The sequence below is a fragment of the Ruegeria sp. BI12 genome (assembly GCF_056537985.1).
Genome location: NZ_JBQFSL010000002.1, coordinates 840,918 through 852,201, shown reverse-complemented (window position 1 = coordinate 852,201; position 11,284 = coordinate 840,918). Strand labels below are relative to the sequence as shown.

10 protein-coding genes are annotated in these 11,284 nt (G+C 57.0%); 7 read left to right on the top strand and 3 right to left on the bottom strand.

Annotated elements, in window-relative coordinates:
* Positions 1-180 precede the first annotated feature (180 nt).
* The gene (locus ACR0AK_RS17035) at positions 181-324 is read right to left on the bottom strand and encodes a hypothetical protein (RefSeq protein WP_480794219.1); all 144 of its coding nucleotides are present in this window, start codon (positions 322-324) and stop codon (positions 181-183) included.
* Between ACR0AK_RS17035 and dnaE the strand changes: the two genes are divergently transcribed.
* The 3 genes from dnaE to ACR0AK_RS17020 all read left to right on the top strand — a co-directional run bounded on the left by dnaE (position 323) and on the right by ACR0AK_RS17020 (position 4,500).
* Positions 323-3,823, top strand: a complete 3,501-nt coding sequence (gene dnaE, locus ACR0AK_RS17030; protein WP_480794218.1) for a DNA polymerase III subunit alpha — start codon at positions 323-325, stop codon at positions 3,821-3,823. The genes ACR0AK_RS17035 and dnaE overlap by 2 nt on opposite strands.
* Positions 3,824-3,907: 84 nt before the next feature.
* Positions 3,908-4,126: a YMGG-like glycine zipper-containing protein gene (locus ACR0AK_RS17025; protein WP_170560328.1), complete on the top strand. Its 219-nt coding sequence runs from the start codon at positions 3,908-3,910 to the stop codon at positions 4,124-4,126.
* A gap of 5 nt (positions 4,127-4,131) precedes the next feature.
* Positions 4,132-4,500 carry a hypothetical protein gene (locus tag ACR0AK_RS17020; protein ID WP_480794217.1) on the top strand — a complete coding sequence of 123 codons (369 nt, stop codon included), beginning with the start codon at positions 4,132-4,134 and terminating at the stop codon, positions 4,498-4,500.
* A gap of 4 nt (positions 4,501-4,504) precedes the next feature.
* On the opposite strand, the gene ACR0AK_RS17015 is transcribed toward ACR0AK_RS17020, so the two are convergent.
* The gene (locus tag ACR0AK_RS17015; RefSeq protein ID WP_170560324.1) at positions 4,505-4,699 is read right to left on the bottom strand and encodes a SlyX family protein; all 195 of its coding nucleotides are present in this window, start codon (positions 4,697-4,699) and stop codon (positions 4,505-4,507) included.
* A gap of 129 nt (positions 4,700-4,828) precedes the next feature.
* Here ACR0AK_RS17015 and hisS point away from each other — a divergent pair, with 129 nt between their 5' ends.
* From hisS to hisG, 3 genes are read left to right on the top strand one after another with little or no spacing between them, the layout of a single operon-like run.
* Complete coding sequence (gene hisS, locus ACR0AK_RS17010) at positions 4,829-6,316, top strand: histidine--tRNA ligase (RefSeq protein WP_170560322.1); 1,488 nt, start codon at positions 4,829-4,831, stop codon at positions 6,314-6,316.
* A gap of 3 nt (positions 6,317-6,319) precedes the next feature.
* Positions 6,320-7,408, top strand: a complete 1,089-nt coding sequence (locus ACR0AK_RS17005) for an ATP phosphoribosyltransferase regulatory subunit (protein WP_170560320.1) — start codon at positions 6,320-6,322, stop codon at positions 7,406-7,408.
* Entirely contained in the window at positions 7,405-8,094 is a 690-nt protein-coding gene (hisG, locus tag ACR0AK_RS17000; RefSeq protein ID WP_170560318.1) for an ATP phosphoribosyltransferase, read from the top strand. The genes ACR0AK_RS17005 and hisG overlap by 4 nt, the downstream gene beginning before the upstream one ends.
* Here hisG and ACR0AK_RS16995 read toward each other — a convergent pair whose 3' ends face one another.
* Positions 8,095-8,526 carry a DUF1489 family protein gene (locus ACR0AK_RS16995; protein WP_170560316.1) on the bottom strand — a complete coding sequence of 144 codons (432 nt, stop codon included), beginning with the start codon at positions 8,524-8,526 and terminating at the stop codon, positions 8,095-8,097.
* Between the two features lie 128 nt (positions 8,527-8,654).
* Between ACR0AK_RS16995 and ACR0AK_RS16990 the strand changes: the two genes are divergently transcribed.
* Positions 8,655-10,937, top strand: coding sequence for an adenosylcobalamin-dependent ribonucleoside-diphosphate reductase (locus ACR0AK_RS16990; RefSeq protein WP_170560314.1), 2,283 nt, complete (start codon positions 8,655-8,657; stop codon positions 10,935-10,937).
* Positions 10,938-11,284 lie beyond the last annotated feature (347 nt).

Below are 11,284 nucleotides of genomic sequence, written 5' to 3'. Positions count from 1 at the left end.
CGGTTGCGCCCATGGGTGCCCTCCTTCGATGCGACGTAGAAAGAGCGGCGGGCGAATAGCTTGCCGTCAGATGTTAGAAAGTGCATGGGTTGTCTGGCAAGAAAAACTGCTTATTTGATACACAATTGAGTAGTGGTGCTGCGTGATTGTTATGTTCGTTTAATGATCATATGTTTGAAACTAAAGCGCTTTTTTCGCTTGTTTGCTGCCGAACTCCGAAGCACCTTCTGGAATATCCGAATAATCAACGCCCATCTTTTTGGCATTTAGATGCCAAGGTTCCTGCTTTTGCCCCGCGCCCAGCTGCGATAGCGTGTCGGTCATGAGCAGTACTTCTCGATTCATTCACCTCCGAGTTCACACCGAATATTCCCTGCTGGAAGGCGCCGTGCGGCTGAAGAAGCTGCCCGGTCTGTGTGAGAAGATGGAGATGCCGGCCGTCGCGGTGACGGATACCAACAGCATGTTCTCGGCTTTGGAGTTTTCGGTCACCGCCAGTGGGGCTGGAGTCCAACCGATCATGGGTTGTCAGGTTGATCTGACTTTCGTGCAGGCGCAACCAGGCGAAAAGCCCAAAATGCCGGCGCCGTTGGTTTTGCTGGCGCAGTCCGAAGTCGGATACGAGAACCTGATGAAGCTCAGCTCTTGCCTTTATGTGGACAAGGGCGGGCAGCTGCCACAGGTGACATTGGAGGAGCTTGCAGAGCGCTCAGACGGATTGATTTGCCTGTCCGGAGGCCCGGATGGTCCGGTTGGGATGCTGTTGCAGCAGGGCCAACGCCCCGCAGCCGAAGCCTTGGTGGATCGATTGGCATCTATGTTCCCCGATCGGCTTTATATCGAGCTTCAGCGCCATCCCGGTGAAGGCGGCCAGCCAGAGGCCGAGCGTCTGACTGAGCGCGGCCACGTCGAAATGGCCTATGCCAAAAACCTACCACTTGTGGCCACCAACGACGTTTATTTCCCGACCACGGATATGTATGAGGCGCATGACGCGCTGATCTGTATTTCCGAAGGTGCCTATGTTGACCAGCAGGAAGGCCGCCGCCGTCTGACTGCTCAGCACTATTTCAAATCGCAGCAGGAAATGGTGACCCTTTTCGCCGATCTGCCCGAAGCTATTGATAATACCGTGGAAATCGCGCAGCGTTGCGCTTTCATGGCCTACCGCCGCGACCCAATCCTGCCGAAATTCGCCGATGATGAGGTCGCCGAGTTACGCCGGATTGCGAACGAAGGATTGCAAAAACGTCTGGCGGTGATCCCACACGCGGTGACACCTGAAGAATACCAGGAACGTCTGGATTTCGAGCTCGACATCATCGAGGGCATGGGGTTCCCGGGCTATTTCCTGATCGTTGCTGATTTTATTCAATGGTCCAAGGATCAAGATATCCCGGTTGGACCGGGCCGGGGGTCTGGTGCGGGCTCTTTGGTGGCCTATGCCCTGACAATCACCGACCTTGACCCACTGCGTTATTCCCTGCTGTTCGAGCGTTTCCTAAACCCCGAGCGGGTTTCGATGCCCGATTTCGATATCGACTTTTGCATGGATCGCCGAGAAGAGGTGATCCGCTACGTGCAACAAAAATATGGCCGCGACAAGGTAGGGCAGATCATCACCTTTGGTGCGTTGCTGTCGAAAGCCGCCGTGCGCGATATCGGACGAGTTCTGCAGATGCCTTACGGGCAAGTGGACCGGTTGTCCAAAATGATCCCCGTCGAGGGAGTCAAACCTGTGTCGATCGAAAAGGCGCTGAAAGACGAACCCCGACTACGGGAAGAGGCGCGCAACGAAGAAGTCGTAGACCGTCTGCTCACCTATGGCCAACAGGTCGAAGGGTTGCTTCGGAACGCCTCGACCCACGCGGCAGGCGTGGTGATTGGGGATCGCCCCTTGGACGCTCTGGTACCGCTGTATCAGGACCCTAGATCCGATATGCCTGCGACCCAGTTCAACATGAAGTGGGTCGAACAGGCCGGGCTGGTAAAGTTCGACTTTCTGGGCCTAAAAACACTGACCGTGATCCAGAACGCGATGGATCTGATCTTCAAATCTGATCGCCCGTTGCATGTCGCTGCTGATGGTACGGAACTTTACGAACCCGCTGAAGGGGCGGAAAACCAAATCAACGCGATCCCTCTGGATGATGAGGCGACGTACAAACTTTATTCCGCGGCCAAGACTGTGGCCGTGTTCCAGGTGGAATCCTCGGGCATGATGGATGCGCTCAAGCGCATGAAGCCGACCTGTATCGAGGATATTGTCGCCCTAGTGGCGCTCTATCGTCCCGGTCCGATGGAGAACATTCCGACCTACTGCGAGGTGAAGAACGGGCTGCGCAAGATTGAATCCGTACACCCTTTGATTGACCATATCCTTGAAGAAACCCAAGGCATCATTGTCTATCAGGAACAGGTGATGCAGATCGCGCAGGTCATGGCGGGGTATTCCTTAGGAGGTGCTGACCTACTGCGCCGCGCGATGGGTAAGAAGATCAAAGAGGCCATGGATGCCGAGCGCCCGAAATTTGAAAAGGGTGCGGGCGAAAATGGAGTCGATGCGAAGAAAGCCAGCGAAGTCTTCGACTTGCTTGAAAAATTCGCCAACTACGGCTTCAACAAATCCCACGCTGCCGCCTATGCGGTTGTCAGTTACCAGACAGGCTGGCTGAAGGCGAACCACCCCGTCGAGTTCATGGCCGGTGTCATGAACTGCGATATCCACCTGACCGACAAGCTGGCTGTATACTTCGAAGAAGTGCGCAAAGGGCTGGAATTGCCGTATGTGCCGCCTTGCGTAAACCGCTCGCTGTCGACTTTCGATGTGGTCGACGGGCATCTCGTCTATGCATTAGGTGCACTAAAGAACGTAGGCGTCGAGGCGATGAATCTTGTGGTCGCCGGACGTGAGGAAAAGCCGTTTGTAAACCTGTTTGACTTCGCTCGTCGGGTCGATCTGAAGAAGGTCGGTAAGCGCCCGCTCGAGATGATGGCGCGGGCAGGGGCCTTTGATCAGCTCGATAAGAACCGCCGCCGTGTTTTCGAAAGCCTCGAGCAACTGGTGCAGTATTCGGCGGCGATCCATGACCAGAAGAACTCGAACCAGGTGTCGCTATTTGGCGAGGCGGGGGACGACCTGCCTGAACCGCGCCTGTCACCTTCGCCAGATTGGCTACCGGCCGAGCGTCTGAGTGAAGAGTTCAAGGCCATCGGTTTTTACCTTTCGGGCCACCCGCTGGACGATTATATGCCCGCGCTGAAGCGCAAGCAGGTTCTGACGTTGGACGAGGTGACCGAAAAGGCGCGTTCTGGTCCGTTGATTGCGAAGATGGCCGGTGTTGTCGCTGGGCGGCAGGAGCGCAAGTCCGCGCGCGGAAACCGGTTTGCGTTTGCTCAGTTGTCGGATCCGACAGGTGCCTACGAAGTAACGCTGTTTTCAGAAACGCTCGAAAAGTCACGAGAGTATCTGGAAACCGGGGCGCAGGTGGTTCTGACCGCCGAGGCGACGATGGAGGCTGACCAACTCAAACTGCTCGGCCGCTCGGTCGGCCCCGCAGATTCTCTGGTGGCAGAAGCAGGGGCAACGGGGCTGCGTATCTTTGTTGACGAAGTGCAGGCAGTTCCTACCGTCGCAAAGGTTCTTGAAGATGCCGCAGTCGCTGCCAAAGGGGCAGCGCGTGGACCGATCCAACTGTTGCTGCTGGACCCAAGCCTGCCGGGTGATGTCGAAATGGAGCTGGGTGTTGAGTTTCCGATTAACCCACAGATCAAGGGCGCGATAAAATCACTGGAAGGTATTTTGTCCGTAGAAGAGATATGACCCTCTTTGTTGCCAGACAGTTAGCACCCCGTTAGGCTGACGTAACAGAGATGTCTCTAGGTCATACTGCGGGAGGATGTTGATATGACAATTGCAGGTCTCAATTTCAGAAGAGTTTTGTTTGGAACGGTGGCATCGCTGGCCATGGTTTCAGCGTCAGTCGCGATGGCAGACGACAAGAAGAAAAAGAAAACCATCGAAGGCGCGCTGATCGGCGCGGGCGTTGGTGCGATTGTCGGTGACGGAAAAGGCGCGGCAATTGGTGGCGTGGCCGGAGCCATTATTGGACATAACTGGAAGTGATGGTGATGCAGCTAAAAAAACTTGGAATGTCAGTTTGCGCCGCAATTCTAGCGGCTCCGTGCGTGGTATCTGCCGATGAAGCTGCTGAGCAGATGGTGCAGGACGCATTGCCTGTGATGCACTACACCTGCGCCTCAATTGCCGAAGAGGCGGATGGTGACGAAGAATTTGTTGTGACTGTAGTCGCAAAGATGACGGCGCTATCTCTTCATAATCGCCAGATCAATATCGAAGAACATGCGGCCACAGATGAGGAAAAAGCCCAGTTGCGTGAAGCATTCATAGCAGCGTTGTCGGAAGGTTGCGCCTCGGATAAGGATGCCCTTTTGGGCGGCGTGGTCGACAACGCGGTGAAAACGTCGCTGGGCCTCTAAGATATCAATAGTGCGGCGGGCGTTCGTCGCCGAAAACAACACCGCCTGAACCTTCCTGCGCCCGCTCACCTTCGCGCCGCATCAACATCTCGACCCGGCGGGTCAGCAGGTCGATTTCGTCCTGCTGGCGGGTAACAACTGCGTTCAGCTCTTCAAGCGTGCGGGTCAGATGGGCGATCTGTTCTTCCAGATGCTGCATTGAATTCTCCTGTCTTGGGCCGGTCATAGCGACCGGGATGGTCCATGGCCAGCGAAAGCGCGCCTTGCCCCGATGCGGGGCATGGGATAGACCGCGCGCGGAACAAGGAAACTCCCAAGGACGCCCCACATGGCCAAGCCCAAGAAACAGCCCCGCCCCAAGGCAATTACGCCAAAAGGGTTCCGCGACTATTTCGGCCAGGAAGTCACGCAGCGCACCGAGATGCTGCGGGCTATTGCGGACGTCTATCATCGATACGGGTTCGACGCCCTGGAAAGCAGTGCAGTGGAAACTGTCGAGGCGCTGGGGAAATTCCTACCCGACGTGGATCGCCCGAACGAAGGCGTGTTTGCGTGGCAGGAGGTCGATGAAAACGACAAAGGCGACTGGATGGCCCTGCGCTATGACCTGACCGCGCCATTGGCCCGCGTCTATGCGCAGCACCGCAATGATCTGCCGACGCCCTATCGCCGCTATGCGATGGGGCCGGTATGGCGGAACGAAAAGCCCGGACCGGGTCGCTATCGTCAGTTTTATCAGTGTGATGCGGATACGGTGGGCACGGCCTCGATGGCCGCGGATGCCGAAATCTGCGCGATGCTGTCTGACACCTTGGAAACTGTTGGTATTCCACGCGGCGACTATCTGGTGCGGGTCAACAACCGCAAAGTCCTGAACGGGGTACTCGAGGCGATGGGCCTTGGTGATGACCTGGCTGCACGCGACAACGTTCTGCGTACCATCGATAAGTTCGACAAGGTGGGCGAACAGGGTGTGCGCGAGCTGCTGACCAAAGGCCGTCTGGATGCGTCAGGTGCGTTTATCGACGGTGTGGGCCTCAGCGATGATCAGGCCGAGCCAGTTATCGCTTTCCTGACTTCAAAGGCTGCGGATACGGCCGGTACATTGGCCAACCTGCGCGCCGCTGTTGGAGATAGTAAGATCGGTGCGGACGGAATTGCCGAGTTGGAGCAGATCGGCACCTTGTTGGATGCTGGTGGTTACGGCGCGGACCGGATCGAAATTGACCCTTCGGTTGTGCGCGGTTTGGGCTACTACACTGGCCCCGTCTACGAGGCCGAACTTACCTTCGAAATTTTTGACGAGAAAGGCCGAAAACGGCAATTCGGATCGGTTTCGGGCGGTGGACGGTATGACGATCTCGTCAAGCGGTTTACCGGACAGGAAGTGCCAGCAACCGGCATCTCTATCGGTGTCGACCGTCTGTTGGCCGCCCTGCGCGAAAAGGGCAGGATCGCCGCGCAGGCGACCGGCCCGGTTGTCGTCACAGTCATGGATCGCGACCGGATGGCCGACTATCAGGCGATGGTGGCCGAACTGCGCAACGCAGGCATCCGCGCCGAGGTCTATCTGGGCAACCCGAAGAACTTTGGCAATCAGCTAAAATATGCGGACAAGCGAAACTCTCCGATTGCAGTGATCGAAGGTGGTGACGAAAAGGCCAACGGGATTGTTCAGATCAAGGACCTGATCCTGGGCGCAAAGATTGCTGAAAGCGCCACGCTGGAGGAATGGAAAGAACGTCCCAGCCAATTCGAAGTGCCGCGTGGTGATCTGGTCGCCAAGGTGCGTGAAATTCTGGACAGTCAGGACTGAACCATGGCCAACCGTTCCCAGATACAGGCCCGTGCCGCGATGATGCGCGTCCGGTTCGAGGCCGCCGGAGCGCAGGTCGTGGATACGCCTCTGCTGCAACCGGCGGAAACGCTATTGGACCTTTATGGTGAGGATATTCGCGCCCGCGCCTATGTGACCTCGGACGCGTTGCGCGGTGAGCAGATGCTGCGCCCCGACTTCACCCTGCCTGTCGTGCAAATGCACATGACCGAAGGCGCCGAGCCGGCACGATATACCTATTCCGGTGAGGTCTTTCGTCGACAGGAACACGACCCGGATCGCTCGAACGAGTACATTCAAGTCGGGTATGAGGTGTTCGACCGCAACGATCCTGCCGGGGCGGATGCCGAGGTGTTCTCGCTGTTTGCCCTGCAGTTGCGTGGGCTGCCCCTTCGGGCGGCGACCGGGGATATTGGCATTCTGACTGCGGCCGTTCAGGGTCTGCGCACAACAGATCGGCGCAAGGCCGCGCTGATGCGCCATCTATGGCGCCCACGACGGTTCCGCGTCCTGCTGGATCGCTTCGCCGGGCGAAAGCCCGAGCCGGAACACCGCACAACGTTGTTGGATGCGGCTGACCCGATGAGCTTTGACGCTCCGATGATCGGCAAACGGCGCGCTGCCGAGATCGAGGCGCGCATCGAAGCCCTGCGCGAAGATCGCGAGACGCCGCCGATTTCCGATAATGAACTGGCAGGGCTGGAGTCTCTGCTGGCGGTTCGGGAAACCATGCCCTTCGCGCTGGAACAATTGCGCGATGTGGCGGTTGACTTGCCGCAGATCACACCTGCGCTGAACCGACTTGAGGCAAGGATCGCAGCCCTTCAGGCGCGCGGCGTTGATGTCGAGGACTTGGATTTTGAGGCTGCCTATGGGCGAACTTCGATGGAGTACTATGACGGGTTTGTCTTCGGGTTTTATGCCGAAGGTCGCCCCGGCTTACCGCCGATCGCCACAGGCGGGCGTTATGATGCGCTGACGCGACAGCTGGGCAACGGGGCCGAGATTCCGGCTGTAGGCGGTGTGTTGCGCCCGGACCTCATGCTGGAAATCGAGGAGGCCGCGCAATGAGCCTGAAACTGGGCGTGCCTTCAAAAGGCCGATTGATGGACAAGACCTTTTCGTGGTTCGAAAAGCGCGGCATTATCCTGTCGCGCAGCGGATCAGACCGGGAATACGCGGGCAAGGTAGAAGGGATCGATGGCGTCTCTCTGATCCTGTTGTCAGCGGGTGAAATCCCGCGCGAACTGGCTGCGGGCCGCATTCATCTTGGGGTCACCGGAACGGACCTGGTGCATGAGAAATTGCCGCGCTGGGAACAGCAGATTGAAGAGATATCTCAACTTGGTTTTGGCAAGGCGGATCTGATCATTGCCACACCGGCCTGTTGGGTCGATGTCGAAACCCTGGACGATCTGGACGCGGCGGCGGCGGCGTTTCGAAAAACGCACGGCCACCGATTGCGGATTGCGACCAAGTATCACCGTCTTGTGCGCGAGTTCCTGACTGATGCTGGTGTGGCCGACTATACACTGGTTGACAGTCAGGGTGCGACCGAAGGCACTGTGATGAACGAAACCGCCGAGGCGATTGCTGACATTACGTCGACGGGTGAGACCTTGCGGGCCAATCACCTGAAAATCCTGTCGGACGGCTTGATCTTGCAATCGCAGGCCACGCTATGGCGCAGTCGTGTTGCCGACTATGACGCGAGTGAAAAAAACGTTCTGTCCGAGCTTTTGAACCGCCTGAGCTGATCAAAGTACGCCAATTTCAGCCAATGCCCGATTTAGGTCGTCAGGCAGGGCGTCGTCTTGCGCGCGATTTTTTGGCAGATCGGCGGGTGTGTCTTCGGGTTTAAGGTACCGCCAACCCTGGAACGGTCGCTTCAGAGCATTCTGGGTACGGTGGACCTCGGGGTCCAGCACAATAGCGCAGCGGCGGATACCGTCTTCGCCGCGCACTTCGTCCATCCGAACGATGCGTTGACGGCATTGGATGACACCCTTGATGACCCAATAGATTGATCCACCGTTCAGAATCTCAGCCTCGCGTTTGGGCCACATCCGGGTGACGTGACGCGGCAGGCCGTCTTCGTAAAGCGGCTTGCGGCTGTCCTGCCATGCCATCAGAGTGTCGACGCTTTCCGACCCGACCGAAAGTTTTATGAGGTTTACGTACTTATCCACAGCTTTCCCACAGAGTCGTCCCACGACCGTCTATACATTGTAGCTCAAGAAAGGCTGTCATCAAGGTGTTGTGGTGAAGGTGTGATCTGGGATAGTCTGGATACCTCTTTCAGAACAGGGAATCACCAATGAGCCGCTTTGCCGCCCCCATCGCCGAGCAGATCTGGGACATGAAGTACCGTTTTAAACAGGCCGATGGCACACCCATTGACCAGACGGTTGAGGACAGCTGGCGGCGTATCGCTCGCGATCTTGCGCAGGTCGAAAATGACCCCGCGCATTGGGAACAGAAATTCTTTAACGCGCTGGAAGATTTTCAATACCTGCCCGCGGGCCGCATCACCGCGGGCGCGGGCACTGCGCGGCGTGTGACGCTGTTTAACTGCTTTGTGATGGGTACCGTGCCCGACAGCATGGGCGGGATCTTTGACATGCTGAAAGAGGCCGCGCTTACTATGCAGCAGGGTGGAGGGATCGGCTATGATTTCTCGACCATTCGCCCGCGCGGAGCGGATGTGCATGGGGTCGCGGCGGATGCATCTGGGCCTCTGAGCTTCATGGACGTTTGGGATGCTATGTGCCGGACGATCATGTCAGCGGGGTCTCGTCGTGGTGCGATGATGGCGACCATGCGCTGCGACCACCCTGATATTGAACAGTTCATCACCGCCAAATCCGATCCTGCCCGCCTGCGCATGTTCAACATGTCCGTTCTGGTGACCGATCCCTTTATGGAGGCAGTCAAGGCCGATGGCCCGTGGGAATTGGTGTTCGGCGACAAGGTTTACCACACGGTTCAGGCGCGCGATCTGTGGAACAAGATCATGCAGGCGACGTACGACTATGCTGAGCCAGGCGTGATCTTTATCGACCGGATCAACAAAGCCAACAACCTTAGCTATGCCGAAACCATCGCGGCGACGAACCCATGTGGCGAACAGCCATTGCCGCCCTACGGTGCGTGTCTGTTGGGGTCGATCAACCTGGCCCGCCTTGTGGCCGAACCGTTCGAGGATGCGGCCCATCTGGACGAGGCTGCCCTGCAAGAACTGGTCGCCACGGCCGTTCGTATGATGGACAACGTCGTTGACGCATCGAAATTCCCGCTGCCGGAACAGGCCGCAGAGGCGCAGGCCAAGCGTCGCATTGGGCTGGGTGTGACTGGTCTGGCGGATGCTCTGCTGATGCTTGGTCTGCGTTATGGATCGGACGAGGCGGCCCGTCAGACAGAGCGATGGTTGAAATCGATTGCCCGCGCCGCGTATCTGGCGTCGGTCGACCTGGCGAAGGAAAAGGGAGCGTTCCCCCTGTTCGACGCCGAGAAATATCTGGCCAGTGGCACAATGCAGCAGATGGACGACGACGTTCGCGATGCCATTCGCGAGCACGGTATTCGCAACGCTTTGCTGACGTCGATTGCGCCTACCGGGACTATTTCGCTCTATGCGGGGAACGTGTCCTCAGGGATCGAGCCTGTCTTTGCCTACGCTTATACTCGTAAAGTTCTGCAAAAGGATGGCTCTCGTACCGAAGAAGAGGTCGTGGATTACGCCGTGCAGATGTGGCGTGACAAGTTTGGCGACAAAGAGTTGCCAGATTATTTCGTCAATGCACAGACGCTTTCCCCGTCCGATCACGTCAAGATGCAGGCGGCGGCGCAGAAATGGATCGACAGCTCGATTTCGAAGACGATCAACTGTCCCGAGGATATCAGCTTTGACGCCTTCAAGGATGTCTACATGCAGGCCTGGGATCAGGGGTGCAAAGGATGTACGACATATCGCCCGAACGACGTGACCGGGTCGGTCCTGACCGTTTCGGAAAGCGAAGACAAAGCACCGGGTGAAAGCGCGGATGCACCCCATGCGGTCGATGGCGGTGAAGTCGTCTATATGTCCGAACCGTTGGATCGTCCGCAATCTTTGGAAGGTTCGACCTACAAGTTGAAATGGCCCGATAGCGAACACGCGATCTATTTGACGATCAACGATATTGTTATTGGTGGCCGTCGTCGTCCGTTCGAAGTGTTCATCAACTCGAAGAACATGGAGCATTATGCCTGGACACTGGCGCTGACCCGCATGATCTCGGCCGTGTTCCGCCGGGGTGGGGATGTATCCTTTGTGGTAGAAGAACTGAAAGCTGTGTTTGACCCACGCGGTGGCGCTTGGGTTCAGGGCAAGTATATCCCGTCGATCCTTGCCGCTATTGGTGGCGTGATCGAGCAGCACATGATCAATATTGGCTTTCTTGAGGGCGAAGGAATGGGACTCAAATCTGATCCGCAGGCGCAAGTTGTCAACATGGACGCGCCGCGTGGCAAAGCATGCCCATCATGCGGGCAGTTCGACATGGTGATGATTGAGGGCTGCATGACCTGTCGCAGTTGCGGTCACTCCAAATGTGGCTGAGACCCAGGCGGTTGGGTGGTGTAGACTGCCTGGGAAAGCTCACATCAGATTGCAATTTGACCAGTTTAAATTGCAATTCTGACCACCAAAACACTGCCACTGCAGAGAAACCGGCAGTGGCAATGATCATTTCCGAAATTCGATTTGATCAACTCTGTCGGTTCCGCAACGCCCGTAGACGTTGTTCGATAAATGCACTCCAAACTAACTTTATTCTCAACTCTTTCTAAAGTAATCACCCATGGTCCATTTTCGTCGAATTCATTCAGGCCTATTAATGCTTGGCTAGCTGCCTCGCCTTTGATTGGTAACGCCTCGTGTATAAGTTGCGACTATCGCGGGAAGTG

What these genes read in the sequence shown, in the direction of transcription:
- dnaE (WP_480794218.1), top strand. Translation starts at nt 323, where the DNA reads ATGAGCAGTACTTCTCGATTCATTCACCTCCGAGTTCACACCGAATAT.
- ACR0AK_RS17035 (WP_480794219.1), bottom strand. Translation starts at nt 324, where the DNA reads ATGACCGACACGCTATCGCAGCTGGGCGCGGGGCAAAAGCAGGAACCT.
- ACR0AK_RS17025 (WP_170560328.1), top strand. Translation starts at nt 3,908, where the DNA reads ATGACAATTGCAGGTCTCAATTTCAGAAGAGTTTTGTTTGGAACGGTG.
- ACR0AK_RS17020 (WP_480794217.1), top strand. Translation starts at nt 4,132, where the DNA reads ATGCAGCTAAAAAAACTTGGAATGTCAGTTTGCGCCGCAATTCTAGCG.
- ACR0AK_RS17015 (WP_170560324.1), bottom strand. Translation starts at nt 4,699, where the DNA reads ATGCAGCATCTGGAAGAACAGATCGCCCATCTGACCCGCACGCTTGAA.
- hisS (WP_170560322.1), top strand. Translation starts at nt 4,829, where the DNA reads ATGGCCAAGCCCAAGAAACAGCCCCGCCCCAAGGCAATTACGCCAAAA.
- ACR0AK_RS17005 (WP_170560320.1), top strand. Translation starts at nt 6,320, where the DNA reads ATGGCCAACCGTTCCCAGATACAGGCCCGTGCCGCGATGATGCGCGTC.
- hisG (WP_170560318.1), top strand. Translation starts at nt 7,405, where the DNA reads ATGAGCCTGAAACTGGGCGTGCCTTCAAAAGGCCGATTGATGGACAAG.
- ACR0AK_RS16990 (WP_170560314.1), top strand. Translation starts at nt 8,655, where the DNA reads ATGAGCCGCTTTGCCGCCCCCATCGCCGAGCAGATCTGGGACATGAAG.